This window comes from Lactiplantibacillus sp. 30.2.29 (assembly GCF_018991255.1).
GTDB classification, from domain to species: Bacteria; Bacillota; Bacilli; order Lactobacillales; family Lactobacillaceae; genus Lactiplantibacillus; species Lactiplantibacillus pentosus.
Genome location: NZ_JAGYGU010000001.1, coordinates 296,091 through 318,676 on the forward strand (window position 1 = coordinate 296,091; position 22,586 = coordinate 318,676).

Below are 22,586 nucleotides of genomic sequence, written 5' to 3' on the forward strand. Positions count from 1 at the left end.
AATCACCTTTCTATCCGGCTAACTTAGAAGTAACGGAACAAAGAAAAAAGCACCCCATCGTGAAATGGGATGCTTGCTCGAGCCCCATTCCATAACGCAAATAGGACTCGACATAAATTGTCTGAGTCCTGCATCATAATAATAAGGCTAATAAGGTGGTCATCATGGTTACTGATTTAATTTGCATTTTAGTCATCATCATGACCTCCCTTAAAATTTGTTGTGATTAATATAACATGTGGTCTCATGTCATTCAATTCATTTTCTAATTAAATTATAATATTAAGCATTCAACCCCACTTTTTCCAGTTGTCTTTGCACAATTTAGCATTAATCCACAGCATTTTGACGAATTGCATTAACTTGTGCGTCATTTAATTTTGTGCAAAAGATAACACCGTCAGCCTAAAATATGGTTGACGGTGTTATCGGACTTATTCGAATTTAGCGCGTTTGATTGCCCACATAGCGATACTGATTGATCAATGTCCGCGGCGTGTCCGCCCTGAGAATCGGATCACCAAAGCCGTGATGGTTGATGGCATCCGGTAAGGTCTGCAGTTCGACTGCCAGTGCGTGATACTGACCGGCTGGAGTCGCTTGAACCTGATCCGGATTGGCAGTGAAAATCACCATGCCATTGCGGTCGGTGTTGAAAATCAGCTGACCGTGTGCTGCGACTAATCTGCCTGCCGGTTCAGACTGATGGTCGATGACGTAGCAGTCATCGTAACCTAGCTGCCCCGTTTCTTGACTTAATCGGTCCAGTTGCGCTTGAATCACAGGCTGGGCGCGAAAATCATAGGCTGGTGACGGCACGTAGAAGACCCCCGTAGGAACCTTGTCTTGGTCAGTATGCACCAACTTTGTCGAATTGATGCCTAATTGCTGCGAATTGATCAGGGCCGCACCGCCGTTCAAATTGAAATACACGTGACAAGTCGGATCAAACAACGTATCGGCACTAGCTGCCCCATGATAAGTGATTTGCACCGTATCATCCGCCGTCAGCCGATAGCTGACTGTGACCTTCAAATCACCCGGAAACCCATCTTCAGCGGACAATAAGGTCGTCGTTAACGTCACCGTATCCCCAGTGGGGGCGAAATGGCCGGCAAAATTATGTGTCTGTAAGCCGTGATTGCCGCCATGTAACAGGTGTTGACCATCGTTTGGTGGCAATCGATAAGTCTGACCGTTTAACTCAAACTGGGCATGACCGATGCGACCAGCCACCCGTCCAATCGTTTTGCCAACCTGATACGGCGTCTTGAGATAGTCGTCTAGCGTTTCAAAGTGCCAAACGAGCGACTGGGGCTGACCGTCAACTTGCACGATGAAGTCATACCAGGTCGCGGCATAACTGAGCACTTGCAATTGGCTGTGGCGCGCATTTTCAATCGTATAGCGCCAGACGGGCTCGCCTTGATAGCTACCAAACGGGACTTTTGAAATCGTACGCCTCACCCTCTCATTTTATGGTTGTTAGTTAGGCTTGTTGCAAGCTTTGGGTTTTACCGTTGACTTGCACGTCGATTGGATCACCCGCAATCAATTTCAGACTCGTCCCATCGTGATCGACCGTGACTTCAATGATGCGGTCACGGAAGACTTGCCGGAAGGAATACTTGGTCCATTGCTTAGGCAAGAATGGGCGGTAACTTAATTGACCATCATGCACCCGCATGCCGGCAAATCCTTGCACCATGGCGATCCAGCCACCGGTCATGGAAGTGATGTGTAAGCCATCGACCGTATCGTTGTTATAGTTATCCAAGTCCAAACGAGCGGTCCGATTGTAGAATTCAACCGCCTTGTCTTCATAGTGCAAGTCCGCTGCGAGCACCGCGTGAATGGCTGGTGAGAGACTGGATTCGTGCACCGTCATTGGTTCATAGAAATCAAAGTTGTGCTTCAATTGGTCACTTGAGAAATCGTCAATGAAGTCGTACATCACTTGTAGGACGTCGCCTTGCTTAATATATGGTGACCGTAAAATGTGATCCCATGACCAGTGTTGGTTGATTGGCAATTGGTCAGCTGGAATGGCCGAGACTGGTTCGAGGTCTTTATCCAAATACCCATCATGTTGAACGAAGATGTCCAGATCTTTGTCATATGGTAAGTACATCCGGTCGACAATATCTTGCCACTTTGCGCGTTCTTCAGGGGTGACGTTCAAAGCCGCTGCTTGGTCAGCGTCCACTTGGTCCAAGATTTCAAGCGTGTACTTTAAGGTCCACTGTGCTAAATAATTGGTGTTAAAGTTATTGTCCACGTTGTTCTCGTATTCATCTGGACCGGTAACGCCGTGAATCATGTACTGCTGGTTGCGTTTACTGAAGTGTACCCGGTCAGCCCAGAAACGTGAAATCTCGGTCAAGACTTTGCTACCTTCATGTAAGACGTAGGACGTATCGCCGGTGTAGCGCGTGTAATTGTAAATCGCAAATGCAATATCGCCGTTACGATGGATTTCTTCAAACGTGATTTCCCATTCATTATGGCATTCGATCCCGTTGAAGGTCACCATTGGGAAAAGTGCGCCCTTCAAGCCTTGTTGTTGCGCATTATGATAGGCACCATCCAATTGCTTGTAACGGTACATCAACAGGTTCCGTGTGACTTCTGGCTTAGTGATACCTAAGTAGACGGGGACTGCGAAGGCTTCCGTATCCCAGTAAGTCGCACCACCGTATTTTTCACCGGTGAATCCTTTTGGTCCGATATTCAAACGCGGATCGTCGCCATAGTATGTGCTGAACAATTCAAATAGGTTGAACCGCATGCCTTGTTGTGCGGCGGTATCCCCTTCGATTTGAATATCAGATTGTTGCCACCGGTCAGCCCAGACCGTCTCATGTGCACTGAGTAAGTCGTCAAATGACTGAGCCTCAACCGTCTTCGTGAGGCGTTCAAGTGCGGTCATGATGGCATCATCAGTCGGATAATCACGTGAGGTCACGACCACGACCCGTTTTTCAAAACTAACACTTGCGCCAGCATCTAAATCGCCGTAGTACCGGTCGATTGTCGCGGTATCCGTCACTTGAGCGGCTTTATGTGTTAATTCAGTCACATAACTAACTTGCATTCCTGATGTGAATTGCGGCGTACCGAAGTCATTAGGCGTCGTTTGGGCAATCAAGCGGTTGTCCGTTACTTGGTGGACATTCCAGAAGCGTTCGTCATAGTTGGCGTCCTCATTTTTGACATCAGCGTCTAATGCCGAAGCGACTTTAATATTCACCGATTGGTCACTCAAGTTTTCAAAAGTGACCTTTTGAACGGAGAGTTCCTTTTGAGCGACACTCAGGAAGCGTTCAAAGGTGACTCGGACTGATTGGCCGTCTTGGTTAACGATAAATGACCGCGTCAATGTTCCGTGCTGCATGTCCAAGTCGAGTTTGAAATCGCTGAAATCAGCTTGTGCCAAATCGATCTTGGTACCATTAATTTTGAAGTTGATCTTGATGAAGTTGACGGCATTGATGACCTTACCAAAGTATTCAGGGTAGCCATTCTTCCACCAGCCGACCCGGGTCTTATCTGGATACCAGACACCACCAAGATAGATACCTGGTAATGTGTCACCGGAATAGTCTTCTTCAAAGAAGCCCCGCATCCCCATGTAGCCGTTACCTAAACTAGTCATTGATTCTTGGAGCCGTTTGTCTTCCGGCTTGAAGTCTGTCGTCAGTACGTGCCAAGGATTAACGTCAAAAATTCGTTTCATGATTGTTTGTCCCCCTAATTTTTGTAAGTTTCTTTAATCATGCCGACTGAAGCGGCACCGATTGCTAAAATAATTGCGGCAAAGATAAACATGTTAGCTTGCGAATTACCGAATAATGGGTAAAGTGCGAAGCTCAAGAGTGATGCCACGATTTGTGGTAAACAAATTGACCCATTGAATAGTCCCAAGTAGGTCCCCATGTGTTCACCAGATAAGGCGTTCGTCACCATCGTTAATGGATAAGTGTTCATCGAAGCCCAAGCCATCCCAACTAATACGAATGAAACGATCAAGGCGTATTGGCTGTGGATGAAGAAGATTGATAAGAACCCAACGGCCCCAAGCAATAAACTAATGGCGTAGCCAGCCTTGTGATGCTTGTTAGGCACTTTAGCTAGCACGTATGACCATACAACGGCCGCAACGGATTGAACCGCGGATAAAATCCCGTACCAGTTACCTGCAGCTTGATAGCCCGCCGAACTAGCATTGGTCGTGTTCCAAACGTTGGCTGCCATGGCACCCGTTGAGTAAGTCCAGAGATATTGGAACGCCATCCAGCAGAAGAATTGTACTAAGGCCACTAACCAGAAGACTTTTGGCGCCTTCTTTAATAAGGCAAACCAGTTACCACCGGATTTATTAGCGCTTTCATCAATGCCGTGATATTTGGCATAAGTGACTGGATCATATTCACGTACGCGGGCAATCGTGACAATCGTTGAAACAACTAAGATGGCCGCGCCAATGTAGAATGACCAGATGACGGAATTTGGAATAATCCCCTTAGCTGCCGTATTGGCAACCCCAAATAATGTCAGTAAGAATGGGAAGATAGCGGCAATCACTGCCCCGGTATTCAGTAAGAAACTCTGAATCCCATAGGCGTAACTCTTTTGGTCATCATTAACCATGTCACCAACCATCATTTTGAACGGTTGCATCGCCACGTTTGATGATAAATCCAGAAAAGCCACAGTGATTGCACCGAATAACAAGGCCGCCATGGAAGCGTAACCAAATCCAAACGAACCAGAGTTAGGCAATAGTAACATCACGATGGCTGCCACCACTGTCCCTAAAATCAAATACGGTAAGCGCCGTCCGCCTAACCGTGGTGCCCAAGTCCGATCAGATAAACTCCCAATAATCGGTTGAACGATCAATCCAGCTAATGGCGGTAAAATGAAGAACCACCCTAAGTTGTTTGGATCCGCACCCAACGTTTGAAAAATTCGGCTCATTTGTGAGCTTTGCAATGTAAATGCCATTTGAACGCCAAGGAACCCCAGACTCATCATCCAGATTTTACTCGATGAAAGTTTTGGAAGCCCGGCCGTTGTTTTAGCTGTCTCTTTCACAATAATGCCTCCCAAAAAATAATGTGATTGCTTAATACCATGTTTGTATTGTAAAACCGCTTTCAAAATAATGCAATCGGTTGCGTAAAATTGCATGGTAGCGTTTTAGTTGTGCATATAACTGGATAACGCTACTGAAATCCAGTGATTGCGGGTGTTTATCTGAATTAACGACTGGCCGATATTCATAAAAAGTTCACAAAAAAGTCATATAAAAATCAACATTTTTGCACGTCATTGCGTAAAACGTTTGCACAGCATTAACATTTCCTTTGCATGTTATTCCGTTGCCACGGTGTGCATGAAGATTTTTTTGGTCAGACGAAAAAAACGCCCGCCCGAGCCACAGCCCAAACGCACGTTTCAATTCATCGTTATATTCTAATCAGCATTTGCAATCTTCGCAAAGCCATTTTGTAAATCCGTATTCGCAGAACTCGTAAAGTTATACGTGGTGTTGGTATCTTGTGAAACCAGTACATCTGGCGACCCATCATGGAAGACGTACAAGTAAATGATCACCTGAGTACCATGCTGATAAGCTGCAGCGGCCACGACTTGATAGTTGGCATCCGTATTTGCTTTAGTCGTCCAGGTCAATTTCACGGCATTACCATTAACGGTGATTTTGTTTTGATAATTGTTGTCACGAATATCGGTTGGTAAGTCTAAACCATCGACCGACACGCTTTGACCGTCATAAGTGCCTGCATACGATTGATTCATCGTATCCTGCCACGTTGACATAAACGAGGACAATTCACTCATTTTGGCCGTCGACCATTTAGCCGCAGTTTTCGTGGTCGAACTCGATGATGACTGCGTGCTGGCAGCCGACGATGATGATGAGGACTTCGTCGCTGTTGACGAGCTCGACGTTGCCGTGGTAGTCGAATCCGTGTTGGCACTGTTGTGGCTGAACCAGTAGTAGCCACCACCCACCAGCACAATGACAATGAGGGCCAGTAAGAGCGCTGGCAGGCCACGATGCGGTGGTCGTGGACTTTGCTGGGCGTGTTGCGCTGAACGCGTGGTGGGCGCCACCGTGTCATCAATATCATCAACCGTGTTTTCGACCCCGGCTGATGAGTCTGACTGAGCCGCTCTAGTCGTGTGATCATCAACATCAGCCGCCGAATGGGTGTCCGCACGGGATGCTGCGTTCTCACTGGTTGCGCGAGTTGTTGCCGAGCTGGCCGCTGAACGCGGCGCTGCACTCGACGAGGTTGGCAAAATCAGACGTGCCCCGCAGTTTTCGCAGAACAAGGCGTCCAAGTCATTCTTTTTCCCACAATTTGGGCAATACATAGCTTCTCCTCCAATATTACGGTTGTTCTCCATGGCGTAATCATTGCCACGATTGCGCATCTATCAGTTTACCATGAAACCTGATCCAGCTGGGGCTCGCCGCTCAAGCCACGTCAAGCACGGTCCGACCAGACTTGTCGCAACAACACGCCAGTACTCGACTTGCATGGCGACAATAGACGCTGCTGGTCAACTTATAACTCAGTATTCTCTGGCGTTGCCAAGAATCGTAAGCCTTTCGGGAAGAAGTTCTTGACTGTCTTGCCAACGATTTTGCCGTAACCAACTGGTAGGCCGTCACACACTAACACGTGAAAACCGGTCTCCGCGCTAGTGGCTAGATCAAACGTCTCACCGTGGACATATTGTTGCCACTGGTCCCTACTGATGGAGACGGTCGTCATCCCAAGCCCATCGCTAGCAAGCGCTAAGGCGTAGCTCGGTTCAAAGCGATTTTTCTTGAAGGTCCCAAGTAAAATTCCGGGACGGAAGACCTTAACTTTCCGCAGAACGGGCATTAATTCAGGCACACCGTAAAGTTGATCACCATGCGCTTGCAAAACTAAGCCTGACAAACTAGTCAAACCCTGTTGGCGTTCGAATGCTTGCCACAATTGACGTTGCGGCGCACTCAACTGTTCACGAACCACTTTTTTGGCTTTGACCGTGTCGGTGCCGCGATAATGCAACTTGGCGATAAAATGGCCTTCGCCACGCATCAAGTGTGGGAATAACCGGGCCGCCTTGGCTAACTCTGGATTGCCATCAGCCCACTCTGGTCGCGCATCCGCAATGCCCGCGGTCTTGGGCAGAGCTTCCAGTTCGAATTCTGGGTGGGTCGCCAGCAGCCAGGCCATCATCTGCTCGTCTTCTTCCGGCGCAAACGTACAGGTCGAATAAATCAAATGGCCACCGGGCTTCAGCATCTTGACCGCCTCAGTCAAGATCTCACGCTGCCGAGTGGCGCATTCGGCTGGATAGTCAGGTGTCCAATATTGGACGGCATCGTGATCCTTACGAAACATCCCTTCACCAGAGCACGGTGCGTCGACTAAAATGCGGTCAAAAAATCCAGGGAGCTCCTTTGCGAGTGCTGCAGGTGTTGCGTTGGTAATCACGGTATTACGGGCGCCATAACGTTCAACGTTATCACCCAGTGCCGTCACCCGTTTGGGATTGATCTCATTAGAGACTAATAAGCCGGTTTGTTGTAAATAGCTGAGTAAGTGGGTCGTTTTGCCGCCTGGCGCAGCACATAAATCGAGCACCCGTTCACCCAATTCTGGTTTGGCGAACTCACCGACTGTCATGGCACTCGGCTCCTGACTATAGACTGCCCCGGCTAAATGTTCCAACGCGTTGCCGTTGACCTTGCCGTAGTATCCAATCGGGCTGTAAGCAATCGGTGCGTCCATCTTGGCGTGCATGGCGGCAGTCGTCGCCTTATTGGGGTTGACTCGAAACCCCTTTTCCACGGGCCCATCGAAAGCCGCTAAAAAAGCGGGGGCTTCGTCACCCAATAAGTCTTGATATTTTTGAATAAACGCTGCTGGTAATTGCAACAGATTCTCCTCCTTACGCGATAAATCATCCTCAACTAGATTACCACATTTCACCAGTCCTGTAAGGTGGCAAAGATTCGCATTCGAGCGATATTTATGCTAAATTAAACTAATTAACCACCGGAAGATATGGGAGATGTTTGTCAAAATGGAAAGAAAACTAATTGCGTTAGACTTAGATGGCACCACACTCAATGCTGAATCCAAACTCAATTCAGCGACGATCCACACTATGCAGCGCTTGCAAGCAGCGGGCCACGTTGTCAGTATCATCACTGGTCGCTCATATCAAGGCTCTCAGTCGATTTACGATGAGCTCCATCTCACGAGCCCAATGATTAATTTCAATGGCTCCCTTGGCCACCTACCTCACCAAGAATGGCCGTTAGAATATCAGTTCACCATTAATAAAGCCATCGTGCTCGCATTAGTCAAATATCGTGAACACTTGGGCATCAATGAAATTATTGCTGAAAATAAAACCAGTACGATGACAGCCGGTCAAGACTTGATTGCCGGTCAATTCTTCCCAGAAATTGCGGATAGTCCCCGTTTGACACCCGCCACACTGACCCGCAATCCAAATTCATTGGTGCTATTGGTCCAACTCGACCGGCGTGATGCAATTATTGACTGGATCACTGACCGGTTTGGTGACCAAGTCGATGTCGGTGTTTGGGGTGGCCCGAATGCGATTTTAGAAATCACCTCCAAGGGTGTTCATAAAGCCAAAGGGGTCGCCTACTTAGCAGACCACTTACAAATCGCCCGGCGCAATATTATTGCCTTTGGTGATGAGCACAACGACTTAGAGATGCTTCAATACGCGGGTCTGGGGGTTGCGATGGCCAACGGGACGGACAAAATCAAGGCGACCGCGGATGATATCACACCGTATGACAACGACCAAAATGGCGTCGCCCGGTATTTGAACGACTACTTTGAACTAGCCGAATAAATCGCCCGTAGCTGAGCCATGCCGCACAGCTCGTGCCGATCAATGGATCACGACCGACGCCATAATATTGTTGGTGTTGCTGTCAGTCTTCTGAATGGGTTACCGTCCGGCCGGGCCTGGCAAATCCCACCACTACCAGTTGTAAACACGACTTGGTCACGAATGGTATCAATCATTAAATCACCCGCTTTGCAACTGCGATGCGAAGTAATCCAAAAAAATCGGCGTTTCGATCCTACACACTCGAAACGCCGATTTTATGATTTCATTCAGTTATTGCTAATCACAAATACTAATCTTCTTGTTCCTCAACGACCGACTTATCCACTTGCGCACTGGACTTTGCAGTAGTCGTCGTTTGACGTTGTTTGCCAGCGAGGTATGAATGGCGCATGCCGTAACAGAAGTAGATCACCAGGCCCAGGATGAACCAGATACCCGCGTACAATTTAGCTTGAATATCGAGGCCCGTAAACACGAACAGTGCACCCAAGAAGGCCACGGCTGGTAAGACTGGGTAGAATGGCATTTTGAAGGCTGGTTCAGGAATGTCGACCCCTTCACGTCGCCGGAGTGCATAAATGCCTAACGAAACGAACATGAAGGCAATCAGCGTCCCCGCGGAAATCAATTGGGCTAAGAACGCAAATGGACAAAAGGCCCCAATGATAATCGCGACGATCGTCAACACGAGTAGCGCGTTGTTCGGTTGGTTGTGCTTTAATTTACCCAACCACTTTGGCAACATGCCATCGCGACCGAAAGAATAAATCAACCGTGAACCGGCTAACGTCATCCCAATCAAGGCGGTGAACATCCCTAAGACGGCAATCGCCTGAATGACACTTGCCACGATTGGATGGCCGGCGTGCCGCAATGCCCAGCCAACTGGTTCCGCGTTATTGGCATAAGAAGAATACTTAAACATACCGACTAAGACCAACGCAACGGCCACAAACAGCACCACCGCAATGACTAGTGAGCCAAGAATCCCTCGAGGCATCGTTTTGCCCGGATTCTTCGCTTCAGCTGAGTTGGCCGCAATCGAATCAAAACCAATGTAGGCTAAGAAAATCATCGAGACACCGGCGTAAATCCCTTGCCAGCCACCAAACGCACTACCATCCGCGTTTAAATGGTACTTCGGAATAAATGGGACGTAATTTTGCCAATGAATCGCCGTCGCACCAACCACGATGAAGGTCAACACGGCTAAGACTTTCAGGACAACGAGGACATTTTCCACCCGGGACGCCTTGCTGACACCGCGAGACAGTAACAGTGAAACCAACGCAATCACCAGCACGGCAATCAAATCGACCACCCCGCCGTTCGTGCCAAAGGTGTTCGATAAGGCATTCGGGAGCTTTAATCCTAGTGGGGTCAAGAGTCCCCGCAAATTGGCAGAGAGCCCGGAACCAACGAAGGCCAGCGCAATGAAATATTCCGCTAACAACGCCCAACCGGCGATCCAACCGAAGAATTCACCGAACATGACGTTGATCCAGGAATAGGCTGAACCAGCAAACGGCATCGCTGCCGCCATTTCAGCGTAGGCAAAAGCAACTAGCCCGGCAACGATGGCCGCCACGATAAATGAAAAGACCACCGCGGGGCCCGCATGTTCCGCCGCCACGACGCCAGGTAAAGTGAAGATTGACGTTGAAACAATCGTCCCGACCCCGAGGGCTAAGAAATCCTTGACCGTTAATACCCGGGCCAAATGAGAATCCTTATCCTCATAAATACTGGGGTCTTCTTTTAGTGTTAACCGTTTGAATAAGCGTTGCATCTAATTCCTCCTAAAATTAACCGTTACCAGCCCATTTTCCCTTGTGGCCGGTGAACGCGTCCCTGTTCCGCCGCAGTCATCGCGTCATCGATGGCCGCTAACGCTGTATCGAGCTGATCCTTCGTGATGACTAGCGGTGGTTGGAACCGTAAAATGTTACCTTTGAGCGTAATCATGACGACACCCCGCTCAAACGCAGCGTAAATGACATCACTCGCAAATTCTGGGTCTGGCTGTTGACTGGCTTGATCAGTGACTAACTCGATGCCACCATTCAGCCCATACATCCGCACTTGACCGATTTTGGGGTGCCGCGTTTGTAAGTCCAAAAACTGGCTTTCCGCGTAACGACCCAGACGTGCGGACCGTTCAACCAATTCTTCATCAGCCAGCACATCGAGCGTCGCTAACGCAGCCGCACAACAGACCGGATTAGCCGCGGTGGTAAAGACGTGGGCCGGTGCACCGAGGCTTTCCATAACCTCACGCCGCCCAATCACAGCGCTCAGTGGCATGCCTGAAGCGATCGACTTACCGACAGACATCAGGTCCGGGCGAATACCAGGAAAGTTTTGAATACTCCACATTTTGCCCGTTCGTCCCATGCCCTGATTGACTTCATCAACGGCAAATAAAATGCCGTGTTGATGGCAAAAGTCATAAACAAGTTGAACGTATTCCTCAGGTGCTTGGCGAATCCCGCCGTCACCTTGAATCGGTTCGATCAAGACGCAGGCCGTCTCATCAGCTGGTAAATACGATTCAAACGGCGCTTTGAACGCATCAAAGTACCGCAGCGCTAACTGATGATCCGTCTCATGCGGCAGTCGCCGGTAAGTATCTGGATATGGCACGTGCACGACTCCAGGTAATAGTGGCCCCATATGACGCGTCATGTTGAGGCTGACGCCCGACAAAGACATCGAGCCATAAGTTGAGCCATGGTAAGCATCCGTATAGGCCACTATGTATTGACGCTTGGTGTAGCCCCGGGCGAATTTGATGATGGCGTCATTGGCATCCGACCCGGAATTACCGAAAATCACTTCATTGTCAGTTCCTGGAGCCAACTTGGCTAACCGTTCCGCTAACTGTTGTTCCGGCTGGTGGTGAAAATACGCCGGCGTATAATGAATTAACTTAGCGGCCTGGTCCTGAATAGCTTTGACCACTCGCGGATTCGTGTGACCGACGTTAATGGCCGAGGCACTTGCCAATAAATCAATATATTGATTGCCGTCAACGTCGGTGAGCAGCGCACCGTGCGCGTGGTCGATCACTAAGTCATAATAATTGATGCGTGCGGCCGTCGCCATATAATGGTCTTCACGTTCAATCAGCTGTTGGTCCAAACGGTGGTTATTACTAATCATCTGCAAGCCCCCATTTATTTAATAAGACCCATTTTAATCATAATTTAATATTTATGCAAGTGCAGATAGTCCCTTCACTCGCGGGATAAACTCGTCTTTTCCCGGTGTTATGCGCCTTTTAAGCGTCATTATTTTTTGATTAATAAGAATAAAATTAACAAATACGACGACATCTATTGCGATTCCAAGTGACGACATCAATCTGATGATGATGCGTGCCTTCAGACGCCGCCTCACAATGGACGCGCTTGCCCTCAGCCCATGGTTCCGACTACTACGGCCCACAACGGACTTGCACCGCCTAGTTATCGCTCATGCCCAGACACTAAAAAAAGCACCGCTAAGTTTTGGATAGGAACCTATCCTAAGCTTAGCGGTGCAGCTCAAATCTGTGCGCGATTGCTGCGCCAACTAACGATCAATTACAATTTTAGCCGTGAGAGCTCATCCATCATTGCTGAGCGTCGCGGATATTGTTGCTGCCAATCATGGACGATCGTCTGCACGATTGATTTGCCATCCGGGTAATCGAGCATCCGTTTCAATATGCGAACTAATTGTTGATACTTCCGCCGAGTTCCGGTAGCCGTAGCCATCTTACGCACTTCATGATCATATTTGGCTAATAGCTGATTTGAAAAATGTGGTTTCAATAAAGACTCATAGGTCTGTAAATCCCAGAGCCCGTCCGCAGCCACGATTGCTTTTAATAGCCGATCCAATAGATTTTCTTGCACGTACAGTGGTTTCAAATCAACATTGGAATTCTTCGCTATCGCCGTCAACAGTTGCTCGCGAACCGCTGGCCAATCCTTAGTCGGGTAACTTTGCTTCAACTCTGAAAATAGCGCCTCATCCGCTGGCGCATATTCAGTCAACAATTGCCATAATTCCTGACGATACAATTGTTGTTCACCTAATTGCTGATAGGTATCCTTTAGTTGGCGACTAAGTTCCGCTAACATCCTTCGATTGTCTGTGACCAAGGTTTTGCCATCTTTTAGCAATTGGACCGCATGTGCTTCATCGTGATGTTGAAGACAAAACTGGCTATAAAACAGGCGGACTTGCGGTGTCGCCAAATTAGCCTCGCAAAATTCAATCACTTGCTTATCAGGCATATGCGCCGCAGTCATCATTTGTAAATAGTGCTTTAGCCATTTTTCAGTCTGCCAGTCATAGTTCCAGGAATCCGGGTGCTTTTGTACCGCACGGAACCGTTTAGCGGTATACGCCAACTTTGCGTCAATAAACGCCGGCGTCTTGAAATACGTGAATAATAAATCATCAAGCGTATCTTCAATGATATTCAACGGTTTCGCTAATTGTTTGCATAACCAATCAAACACCTGCTGCTGCACATCCGCGTCGGCTTTTGTCAAGACGGCTTCCCACAAGTCGACACTAGCATTCACGATCATCATTGTCTCACCATCGGAATCATCAATGTCGACGTGGTCGATTTTAAGCATCAGATGCGCCAAGATTTGAAATACCAAACCATACTCGCCCTGATCGACCAACGGCTGCACCTCTTCGTTTAGGAAAGTCAAGGTCTCATCACCGAAATCTGTCGCCGCGCCATAATCGATAAAACCACCGGCATCCGCGTTACTATCAAATAAATCGTCAACACTCGCGAGATAGTTAGGTAAATCTGTCACAACATTAGTCTCACCTATGACCGTCCGGAACATCTTGAGCAGATGATTGTCATGGGCCAACACCACACTCAAAAAGTCCCGGACTTGCCGATCAGTCGCCCGCTCAACCAGCTTAGTGGCAGTCTGCTCATGATTGTCGCTATCAATTGGTGCTTTAGAAACTTGATGTTGACTGGCAGGTTTGTCTGCCGCCGTCGCTTGGTACAAAGCGGCCGCCATGTGCTTGCAGTACGGATGACTATTGGCATACGGACACTCACACGTGCCATCCTGAAAGTCACCATTAGCGAGATCAATCACCACGCAATAGTCCTGCGTGCCCGTAACCGTTGCCGTAATTTGTGTTTCGGTCTGCTTTAAATCAGTCACATACCCCTTTGAATAATAATCGTACCCACGTTCAGCGATTGCCGTTGGAAAATAGTCTTCCCAATCCATATTGTCACTCCCGTTAACTTGTCTATCCTTACCATACTATGGTATAGCGGATTGAACAAGACCCGCAAGCATTTTCTCACAAGATAATGCATTACCAACCCTAGCTAGCATGCGCCGTGCCACAACTTATCGAGATCTGGCTGACTGATACTAAGCTTTAAATATCAAATTAAGAGTGTCTGATAATTGGTGAAGTTCATTGCTTGATGGAAATTCATTTGTCTGCAAGTAATATCTGATCATCCCTAGCATCATGCCACCAATGACATTAAGTTCCAAATCCGACTTCGAATGCTTGAAAGCGGCCTATAAATGCTGACCCAAAATATCCTTAAGGCCATCCATTAGTTGCATCTTAGCTTGTGGGATGGTCATTATCGCATGTATTGGTCTGTTCCAACACAGTAGTAATTGTCTAAGTTCAGGTTCCAATTTACTAATTGCGCGACTTAAGACAATTCCCTGATCTATGAGTGCTCGTTTCTTTTTCAATGTCTCATCAAGCCACGTTAGAATGTCTTGTAATATGGCATCCGTCAGTGCAAATTTGTCTTCATAATGTAAATAGAACGTTTTACGACTAATCATCGATCTGAGTGCGATGTCCTTGACCGTAACGTTGTCAAATCCATTCTCTATTACTAGGTCAACAAATGATTTGGTGATCACATCGTCAGTCTTTTTCATCCTAAAATCCGTCATATCGATTCCTCCATTACCAGTTTTGCCAATTCTGTAACCCTATGGCTCATATTGCTGCCATTTGTCCCCTTATGACACAAATCATATTAATTTGGCCATGTTTTTCATTTCAAAATTAATATAAACTACTCGTAGCATAAAGAAGGGGGTCGTGAAAATGTTCAATGTGTTTAAGCGAAAAAGTATCTGGATCAGCATGTTAGTCGCTGCTGTACTAATTGGATTATTTGCCTTCGCACAAGTTGGCGCTAGGAGCACAGTCAAGGTTCGTCATTTACCATTAGCGCTAGTCAAACGATAACGGTAAAGATGCTAAGAATGTTGTAAAGAAATTACGGAAAGAGAGTCATCAGAAAAACGCTGAAATTAAATGGGTCAATGTCACCCACACGAGTGAACTCACTAAAGGCTTTGCATCCGGAAAATACTACGGGGCGGTTGTCATTCATTCGGGATTTACTCAAGCTATCAATCAGCAAACAGACTATTTAAAGGGCAAAATCATCACTCAGAAGCTCGCTGCCCTGGTAGTTAAAACGCCAATGGTTGCTGAAACGGCTCCATTCCAACAACAAAGGGCCTTGGCAAATTCATTGACCAAGAAGACCCCCGAACAAGCAAAAATCTCTTTATACGTCAGTCAAGGCAGTAATATGACCGTTGCAAATATTTTAACTACTGCACTTCCAAAGATGACTGACCACCTAAACCAGAAGATTTCTAACGAATATATCACCGTTGCAAATAAGTCAGGACTAACACTCTCTCCTCAGGACTGGTCTAAATTGCAAACACCAATTCACACAACACTTATCAAACGCAATAAGGTTTCAACTAAGGAAATAAGTGGTATGGCGCCATTCTTAGTAACCATCTTCTGTTGGCTCGGTAGTCTTATTGCTAGTTTACTGAACTGGCGAGACCATAGTAAGAATGAGCAAAAACGTACGGATGGCCGCCTCTCATTAACCAGCGTCACAAGTCAATTGATTTCGGGTGTCGCAATTGTCACTGCGATCGCTGTATCAGTATACTTCTTCACAAAAGTTTGCTATTCTGTGCCAATTCATGATCCAAAACAATTCCTACTGATGATTGGTGGTATCTCATTTGTTTTCTATCTACTACAGTCAGCTGTACTCGATTTACTTGGACTAAAAGGATGGCCATTACTGCTTATTATCTGGATCGGTTCCATGGCAGTCATCACTTTCATTCCGCAAATGCTGAGTCCCTTCTACCATAATTACGTTTATGATATTACCCCAATTCGATTTGCCTATGATCTTATTCTTAATCAAATGTATATTACAGATGCATCAATCACCGGATCTTCAATGTTGAGCTTGCTGTACATTGGAATAGCTTCAATTATTGCCATGTATGCATCCACCCTCATTAAGAAGCGGAAAAAAGACCGCTTAGCATAAAAAGCGATTTAAGACTTCTTTAAATCTCCTGAACTCAGCGAAAAACGAATTTATGAATAGTGGTTAAATCAGGTTATGTGCCCAGCACATCCCTGATTTGCCACTATTTGAGTTAATAAATGCCAATTTATCCCCGGAAGAATTTTGATGAAAGTTGCTACCAAAAATGACGCGAGAAGAATATCAACTAACCAATGCTAAATTGGTCAAGCATTTGGGAGCTCGAATCAAGACCCGTCACGTCATTACTTTAATAGCCGCTCTAGCAAATCATTACTGGCTATTAATGCGATTCGGCGTGGTGTTACGCGCAATCTACCCGTTACAGTTCGATTGGCATTATTGGTAGTTTTCCGATACCGTTTTGTGTAAGATGTCGGTTATGTCCGTAAGCCATTACAGCGAGTAATAGCTAAAAATGCAATTCAATTTTGGGCATGTCATCGTTCTAAGATGAAAGATTCTTAACAACATCACAAACGCAACACCGTCCGACAAACAATCGAAAACGCTTTAGCACAATAATAACAATCCAGTATCGCAAACAATCTCGGACTTGGGATAGCTGAATTCCAGATACTTGGACTGTTATTTTAGTGTATATCTAGAATTCTTAGACTTTATTAAGCACTAGTTGCCACAAGAATTGAAGCTTTATATTAATCCTTTGCCATCCTTCTATGTCCTACGATTCCTAAGAGTGCGACCAAGATCATTAACAATCCGCAAAAGACAAAGATGCCATTAACTGAAATTTTCGTGGCAATTAGCGGTGATAGTGCTATCCCAGCTAATTGTGCGATAGAATTAACAGTTACAGTAATCCCTGATAAACGACTAGCCTTTTCTTTATCAATTAATTTTTGCTTTTTCAACTCAGCCGCCATTATAATTCCAGGTGACAAGATACCGGCTAACGTCACAATTAACAGCAGCGAGGTTAAACTTTTTACAAATACGACAAGACTAATTAAAATACCAAAGCAGAACATGCTGATCAAACATATATTTAATAACTTATACTTCTTATCCAATTTAAGAACACTTAAGGCGCCCAATGTACCGCCAACTCCCATTAATGTAACGAAAACAGCCTGTACATATGACTTGTGTGTGAATGTTCGAATCAAGATACCTGAACTCGTGTCAATGGCATTTAGCGCAAATAAGAAGGTAAAGACGATAACGAAAACGTAACCTAATTCTTTATTTCTGAATATTTCCTTCACGACTTCCAGTTTAATTGATTTTTTACTCGTTTCACCTTTGACATTGTTAATGTCCTTGCCAGTCTGTACATTCAAAAGGACAAAAGAAAGAAGAAAGAGAATAACAGCTAAAGAGAATAGTCTAGTTATCCCTAAGAAAAATGATATTCCAGCAGCCATTGCTGGACCAAGAATTTTGATAATATCCTCCAGCATATAATAAATCCCTAAGAGGTTAAAATTTTGAGTGTGGTCTTTCTGTGGCAAATTTCTAATTATTCCTATCATTCCTGGTTCTTCTACAGATAAAGCTGAATTTAATAGAATGACCATGAACAATAAAGCCCCACTATCTTTCTGAAAATAACAAACAGTTGCGATGAAACCTGCAACTATACGCGCACCTCTCACAAAGTAAATCCGATTACCTAGCTTATCCAATAGAGATCCAATAAAACTTGGTAACACAATTCTGGGCACCAAAGCAGCTGCATATAACACTGAGACGCCAGCAATATTCGCATTATACTTAAAAATGATTATCATTTGTATTCCTAAAGTGATGCACCATGTGGCAACACCACTACAAATCTGTGAGACAATTATTTTGATTGCGTCTCTGCTTCTTATCAGCTTCATTAGACACCGCCTTTTTAATAATTATTGATCTGTTTTTGAGAAGAGAGGTAGACAATTCGTCAGAGAAAAAGTTGCCGTTAAGACAAACGATTCCTTACATGTAAGAAATCTGTTTTCAAAAAAGGCTAGTGCCTATTCAATGCACTAGCCCGATCGAACACAAAATAGAAAAGGCGCAGTCGTTATTCAATCATCAAACCGTTAAAAATTTCCACATGACTGCGGTTCTGAAAGTGGTTATTTCCGCTTATTGGTTGACACGCATAAATATCATCCGCCGCTGAGGATAGAATAATTAAATTGGATGGTTAAATTCTAATTTCACTAACTCAAAAGCGCAACTCAAAACTCATATTTTTCAATCGATTCAAGCGATTTACTTTTATCATTTGTTTTTTCACTATACTTAAAAGTAAATTGCAACTTATTCCTCATCACGTCGACCGGCTGGATAAGCTTTTTTATATTTCTGGAAGACTATGCCCATAAAAAGAAGGCAAATATATCAAATATATTAAAACCCGATTTATCCTATCCAAAAAGCAACTCAGAACTGCCCAAATTGTTAACAAAAAGTCCTGAGGTTCCTATCGCCAAAACGATAAGAATCTCAGGACTTTGTTTTTATCTGCTTGATGAAAGTACAACAACGAAACGCCACTTAGCTTTGTAGGCTGTTATAAAACAACGCATTCAAATCTCGTGTTTCGCTTGCAAAGCATGACTCAAATTCTATGAACAAACCAGAACTGTACCAAAAGGCTAATTGGCCCTCAAATCTGACTGATGACACTGCCGCGGTCCGCTAATCGATACCAATCAGACGAATGACTAAATCGCTGAACTTCTTCAGTAATCTAACTTGGTCATTGGCAAGTCACCCAACTGCTGACAAACAAGCACTGCCGCGTTCAAGGGCCGACAAGCCACCAGCATTACAACTCGCACGTTTCCGGAGATTCACGATCGACGTCACAGTTCACCTGCTACCAACACACCAATCATGACCGTCGACTCAACCACCAACACCCACTACCAATCAAGGCCATTGCTAACAATAACCATAGGCTTTCCCAGTTCACAGCGCTAGTTAATGTTGCTTGGCTCGTGGGCCCTGCCAGTGGACGAATCGCGGCGTACACCACTGTTGATGCTTGCAGCCAGCTCAGGCCGCCACAGCTCACCCCGACTACGATGACACTGATTCGGTGACCAATGCTTCGCTCGCCACCGGTACTTATTTGTCTCATCCGCCTCACACCCTCACTTAGTTCATATTCATTTTGTGAGTCTGAGAATAGCATCTTGATCCTATTTGTGCGAGTTTAACGCTTACTTGGTCCTGACGCTAAACTTACCTACCGATTGAAACAAATCGTGGTGCCCCGTGTCATTACAGGATGCTGCGGGGCTCCTTGAATTGCGGCCTGCCCAGGACCGACCGCCTGAGCGGCAAGCGCAACAAACGCTGCCTGCTGCTCAGGGGCAAGTGCCGCCGAGTGAATGCCACTCCAGTGTTGCGCTTTAAACACATACCACTGTGCCGAACGTAATGGCAAGGGGTGCTGTTGCAAATCACCATAATGCGTTTTGAATGTGGCTTGACGAGTCAGGACTGGCGCCGGCAACCAGACCCACCGTGTCATCGCTTGTCCCATCTAACCACCGTCCTTTCAATCTTGTTAACGCTATTATAGCATAGGTCAATCTGTGACCACCGTCTAAATTTAACCCACTCGGACGACTGCAGCCTTGCGCCGACCTGCTTATCAGCACTTCCTTACCCCTGGTGTTTTGTGGTTTGGGCTTGATGCCATTTAGCCATAGCCAACCGCGCGATTGGTTGTGCTAACGCCACTTCAACATAGAATGAAATTCAAAAATTACGTGACCACTTATAAAAGAATTGTTGCACTGGTAACCAGCTGATGGTGCGCGTCCCGATCCAGCTGGCAACCACTGTCAAGATTATCGATATCATAAAAACATTGACCAAGCAATTAACAGTCATATTGGCCCAAAAAGAATCGTCTCGTGCTAATATTTTGCGGGTCACTTGCTCTGCCGGACGGTGCGTTAGCAGCACCAGCGCGACCACCACGAGCCAAATCATTGGGAGGACGGTCATTGTCTGTTGCCAGGTCCGCCAGCTAAATCCCACTTCAAAACACGTGATCAATGGCGCAATCACATTGACCGAAATCACCGAAATAATCAAAATAAACCAACTAGACTCGTACCGATTGCGTGGTAACTTCAAACTAAATGCCATTTTTAATCCCCTCATGCGTCCCCAAAATTAATGATTGACTTTGTCATAACGATTTTCGGCCGAAAAAAGCGCAAAGCCACCGACAAGTGTGCTTTACGCTGAACCATTATACGCAGTAAATACCGTTAAAAATTATCGCATCTTTTCAAATTAAATGTCAGTCTTTTTTTACACCGCCGCATCACTTACGCCGGTCTGCCTTCTCAATCCGCTTGACCTGTTTTTGCAAGTGATCGACTTTTTGCGTCAACGTATCGATTTTGACTAACAATTGGCGTAATTCGTCTTCGTTGGGATCCGCTTCAGGTTCAACATTTTGACTGGCTTGTTGGGTGAAGAAGTCCGTGATCGTACTGGTCAACAAACCAATAAACCCAATCCCACCAAACATCAGACCGACCGCAATCACCTTTCCGACGGCGGTATGCGGTGTGTCATCACCGTAGCCGACCGTCGTTGCCGTCGTAATCGCCCACCACAATGAATCCGACAAACTCTGGTGCTCAAAGACCGAGAATAGTAGCGCGCTCAGAACAATAATGGCAATACTGATTGAAAACAAATAAATAAAGCCGGTACTATAAATAAAGCGATGAAAATCGTGGGTCCATTTACCGTCCCAGCCGAGCTTCCAAAACAAATGGTGATATTGGACCATTCGCGCGAGTCGTCCAAGCCGAAATAGCGCAAAGACGGGGTGCATCGGAATAATCCCCATCAAGTCAAAGGCCGAATGAATCAAAAAAGTCTTCCGATTAGGTGAGCGTGCAAGCCGCACGAAATAATCGACCGCAAAGACCACTAATAGGCCGTTACTGATGCGTGTTTCCAGGTGCCAATCACCGATATTGAACGCTAATAAAATCACGTTGACGACCGACCACAGCGTCAAAATCGTGACGAGCAAATGATAAAATATGATTCGACGCTGCTGGCGTTGTTCTGTTTCCATCATGCTTACCCCTATTTTATAAACTGGTAATAATATAGTCCACTTTAATCAAAATAACCATGATAAATGTTTGAATTTTTGACCCCAATTCATCCGTTCACTACAGCCAAGTGCCCAAAACAAACAGAATTGGATAAAATACGAAGAATAACGACGCACTTTTGACCGTCGTAATAAACGTCTTCTTTTTATCTTGAACCGCGAAAAACGGGCGCATGCCTTGCCACATGATCGGTAATAATAAGACGACCCAGATGGTAACTAACGGTGCTAACCCTAGCAACACGTTCACTAATGGCCACACGCCGCCAATAATCAAAAAGGCTTGAATCAAGCGTACCGAACCTGGTTTACCCAAATAATAAGCCAAGGTATAGCGGTGATTCAAAATATCTTCATCCCGGTCCGCCGTGTTATTGGCGAGCTGGATCGTAAAGAAGATCAGGGTCAACGGCAAGCACAATAGGAAGGTCTTACCGACGATCGACCAGGTCAACGGATGCTGCCCATAGGTCGAAACGACCACACAAGTCAATTGAATCATGAACGCAATCGACAGCGCAACGACCGTCTCACATAATGGCGTCGCGTTGATTGGGTACGGCCCAGCGGTGTAAAAAATACCGACCAGATAACCTAAGATACCTAGGGCCAGCACTAACCAGCCGGTCCGCAAGACGAGCCAAATTCCAGGCACGAGTGAGATCAAATACAGACTCAGTGCAAGTCGTCCCACTCCAGCTACTGGTAAATTCAGCCGACCAATCGGATTGGTGTTTTGCGCGTAACCCTCACGATCGACCGCATGCCGGTAATCATAGTAATTATCGGAGACATTGACCGCCAAATCGAAAATAAAAACAGCCACTAAGCACAGGGCAACATTGAGCCAGTTCACCGTACCTAAGTGAAACTGGGCAATGGCAACCCCCAAGACAAACCACATGACATTGAGTGGCGCCGTATAAATCTCCGTCAACTCATAAAACACAGGCCAAGTTAGCCATTTCTTGTTCATTTCTAACAACTCCCCCACCGGTTATTTATCACTTCTGGTGTGCATCGACAAGTGTACCTGAACCTTATCGATTACATTAACTATCAAATTTTAACAAACTGACGGCTGAACGCAAGCAAAGTCACGGGATTTAAGCAAAAATTAGGCCATTGCCGCATAGTTCCGCATCCTAA

The 22,586-nt window shown here is 46.1% G+C and carries 18 protein-coding genes; 3 read left to right on the forward strand and 15 right to left on the reverse strand.

Annotation, left to right across the window (positions count from 1 at the left end):
- Positions 1 to 444 precede the first annotated feature (444 nt).
- From KGF65_RS01295 to KGF65_RS01315, 5 genes are all read right to left on the reverse strand, one after another.
- Positions 445 to 1,467 (reverse strand): aldose epimerase family protein, encoded by a 1,023-nt coding sequence (locus KGF65_RS01295; protein ID WP_213472348.1) that lies wholly within the window; start codon positions 1,465 to 1,467, stop codon positions 445 to 447.
- Positions 1,468 to 1,489: 22 nt separating this feature from the next.
- Positions 1,490 to 3,736 (reverse strand): glycoside hydrolase family 65 protein, encoded by a 2,247-nt coding sequence (locus KGF65_RS01300; RefSeq protein WP_105924212.1) that lies wholly within the window; start codon positions 3,734 to 3,736, stop codon positions 1,490 to 1,492.
- 14 nt (positions 3,737 to 3,750) lie between these two features.
- On the reverse strand, positions 3,751 to 5,097 hold the full coding sequence (locus KGF65_RS01305; RefSeq protein ID WP_056953007.1) for an SLC45 family MFS transporter: 1,347 nt from the start codon (positions 5,095 to 5,097) through the stop codon (positions 3,751 to 3,753).
- A gap of 381 nt (positions 5,098 to 5,478) precedes the next feature.
- Positions 5,479 to 6,405, reverse strand: coding sequence for a zinc ribbon domain-containing protein (locus KGF65_RS01310; protein ID WP_105923863.1), 927 nt, complete (start codon positions 6,403 to 6,405; stop codon positions 5,479 to 5,481).
- Positions 6,406 to 6,599: 194 nt separating this feature from the next.
- Positions 6,600 to 7,967 (reverse strand): RsmB/NOP family class I SAM-dependent RNA methyltransferase, encoded by a 1,368-nt coding sequence (locus KGF65_RS01315; RefSeq protein WP_105923864.1) that lies wholly within the window; start codon positions 7,965 to 7,967, stop codon positions 6,600 to 6,602.
- Between the two features lie 148 nt (positions 7,968 to 8,115).
- Here KGF65_RS01315 and KGF65_RS01320 point away from each other — a divergent pair, with 148 nt between their 5' ends.
- Positions 8,116 to 8,925, forward strand: coding sequence for a Cof-type HAD-IIB family hydrolase (locus KGF65_RS01320; protein WP_031267379.1), 810 nt, complete (start codon positions 8,116 to 8,118; stop codon positions 8,923 to 8,925).
- A gap of 292 nt (positions 8,926 to 9,217) precedes the next feature.
- Here the strand turns inward: KGF65_RS01320 and KGF65_RS01325 are convergent, their stop codons facing one another.
- The 4 genes from KGF65_RS01325 to KGF65_RS01340 form a co-directional block, all read right to left on the reverse strand.
- Positions 9,218 to 10,717 carry an APC family permease gene (locus tag KGF65_RS01325; RefSeq protein ID WP_216748481.1) on the reverse strand — a complete coding sequence of 500 codons (1,500 nt, stop codon included), beginning with the start codon at positions 10,715 to 10,717 and terminating at the stop codon, positions 9,218 to 9,220.
- Between the two features lie 23 nt (positions 10,718 to 10,740).
- Complete coding sequence (locus KGF65_RS01330) at positions 10,741 to 12,090, reverse strand: aspartate aminotransferase family protein (RefSeq protein WP_213472350.1); 1,350 nt, start codon at positions 12,088 to 12,090, stop codon at positions 10,741 to 10,743.
- Positions 12,091 to 12,512: 422 nt separating this feature from the next.
- Entirely contained in the window at positions 12,513 to 14,192 is a 1,680-nt protein-coding gene (locus KGF65_RS01335) for an SWIM zinc finger domain-containing protein (protein WP_105923866.1), read from the reverse strand.
- 306 nt (positions 14,193 to 14,498) lie between these two features.
- Complete coding sequence (locus KGF65_RS01340; RefSeq protein ID WP_253954336.1) at positions 14,499 to 14,894, reverse strand: TetR/AcrR family transcriptional regulator; 396 nt, start codon at positions 14,892 to 14,894, stop codon at positions 14,499 to 14,501.
- Positions 14,895 to 15,051: 157 nt separating this feature from the next.
- On the opposite strand from KGF65_RS01340, the gene KGF65_RS16945 reads away from it, so the two are divergent.
- Positions 15,052 to 15,195 (forward strand): hypothetical protein, encoded by a 144-nt coding sequence (locus KGF65_RS16945; RefSeq protein WP_225083395.1) that lies wholly within the window; start codon positions 15,052 to 15,054, stop codon positions 15,193 to 15,195.
- Positions 15,196 to 15,436: 241 nt separating this feature from the next.
- Positions 15,437 to 16,324 (forward strand): YhgE/Pip domain-containing protein, encoded by an 888-nt coding sequence (locus tag KGF65_RS01345; RefSeq protein WP_225083394.1) that lies wholly within the window; start codon positions 15,437 to 15,439, stop codon positions 16,322 to 16,324.
- Positions 16,325 to 16,983: 659 nt separating this feature from the next.
- Here KGF65_RS01345 and KGF65_RS01350 read toward each other — a convergent pair.
- The 6 genes from KGF65_RS01350 to KGF65_RS01375 form a co-directional block, all read right to left on the reverse strand.
- The gene (locus tag KGF65_RS01350; protein WP_105923868.1) at positions 16,984 to 18,171 is read right to left on the reverse strand and encodes an MFS transporter; all 1,188 of its coding nucleotides are present in this window, start codon (positions 18,169 to 18,171) and stop codon (positions 16,984 to 16,986) included.
- A gap of 1,001 nt (positions 18,172 to 19,172) precedes the next feature.
- A complete protein-coding gene (locus KGF65_RS01355) occupies positions 19,173 to 19,421 on the reverse strand; it encodes a hypothetical protein (RefSeq protein WP_105923869.1) in 249 nt (82 codons plus the stop codon).
- Between the two features lie 108 nt (positions 19,422 to 19,529).
- Positions 19,530 to 19,829, reverse strand: a complete 300-nt coding sequence (locus KGF65_RS01360; protein ID WP_216748480.1) for a hypothetical protein — start codon at positions 19,827 to 19,829, stop codon at positions 19,530 to 19,532.
- 218 nt (positions 19,830 to 20,047) lie between these two features.
- On the reverse strand, positions 20,048 to 20,443 hold the full coding sequence (locus KGF65_RS01365) for a hypothetical protein (protein ID WP_213472352.1): 396 nt from the start codon (positions 20,441 to 20,443) through the stop codon (positions 20,048 to 20,050).
- A gap of 181 nt (positions 20,444 to 20,624) precedes the next feature.
- The gene (locus tag KGF65_RS01370) at positions 20,625 to 21,410 is read right to left on the reverse strand and encodes an ion channel (protein WP_323128384.1); all 786 of its coding nucleotides are present in this window, start codon (positions 21,408 to 21,410) and stop codon (positions 20,625 to 20,627) included.
- 85 nt (positions 21,411 to 21,495) lie between these two features.
- On the reverse strand, positions 21,496 to 22,413 hold the full coding sequence (locus KGF65_RS01375; protein WP_050338706.1) for a prenyltransferase: 918 nt from the start codon (positions 22,411 to 22,413) through the stop codon (positions 21,496 to 21,498).
- Positions 22,414 to 22,586: the final 173 nt, after the last annotated feature.

What these genes read in the sequence shown, in the direction of transcription:
- KGF65_RS01300 (WP_105924212.1), bottom strand. Translation starts at nt 3,736, where the DNA reads ATGAAACGAATTTTTGACGTTAATCCTTGGCACGTACTGACGACAGAC.
- KGF65_RS01310 (WP_105923863.1), bottom strand. Translation starts at nt 6,405, where the DNA reads ATGTATTGCCCAAATTGTGGGAAAAAGAATGACTTGGACGCCTTGTTC.
- KGF65_RS01320 (WP_031267379.1), top strand. Translation starts at nt 8,116, where the DNA reads ATGGAAAGAAAACTAATTGCGTTAGACTTAGATGGCACCACACTCAAT.
- KGF65_RS01325 (WP_216748481.1), bottom strand. Translation starts at nt 10,717, where the DNA reads ATGCAACGCTTATTCAAACGGTTAACACTAAAAGAAGACCCCAGTATT.
- KGF65_RS01330 (WP_213472350.1), bottom strand. Translation starts at nt 12,090, where the DNA reads ATGATTAGTAATAACCACCGTTTGGACCAACAGCTGATTGAACGTGAA.
- KGF65_RS01335 (WP_105923866.1), bottom strand. Translation starts at nt 14,192, where the DNA reads ATGGATTGGGAAGACTATTTTCCAACGGCAATCGCTGAACGTGGGTAC.
- KGF65_RS01340 (WP_253954336.1), bottom strand. Translation starts at nt 14,894, where the DNA reads ATGACGGATTTTAGGATGAAAAAGACTGACGATGTGATCACCAAATCA.
- KGF65_RS16945 (WP_225083395.1), top strand. Translation starts at nt 15,052, where the DNA reads ATGTTCAATGTGTTTAAGCGAAAAAGTATCTGGATCAGCATGTTAGTC.
- KGF65_RS01345 (WP_225083394.1), top strand. Translation starts at nt 15,437, where the DNA reads ATGGTTGCTGAAACGGCTCCATTCCAACAACAAAGGGCCTTGGCAAAT.
- KGF65_RS01350 (WP_105923868.1), bottom strand. Translation starts at nt 18,171, where the DNA reads ATGAAGCTGATAAGAAGCAGAGACGCAATCAAAATAATTGTCTCACAG.
- KGF65_RS01355 (WP_105923869.1), bottom strand. Translation starts at nt 19,421, where the DNA reads ATGAGACAAATAAGTACCGGTGGCGAGCGAAGCATTGGTCACCGAATC.
- KGF65_RS01360 (WP_216748480.1), bottom strand. Translation starts at nt 19,829, where the DNA reads ATGGGACAAGCGATGACACGGTGGGTCTGGTTGCCGGCGCCAGTCCTG.
- KGF65_RS01365 (WP_213472352.1), bottom strand. Translation starts at nt 20,443, where the DNA reads ATGGCATTTAGTTTGAAGTTACCACGCAATCGGTACGAGTCTAGTTGG.
- KGF65_RS01375 (WP_050338706.1), bottom strand. Translation starts at nt 22,413, where the DNA reads ATGAACAAGAAATGGCTAACTTGGCCTGTGTTTTATGAGTTGACGGAG.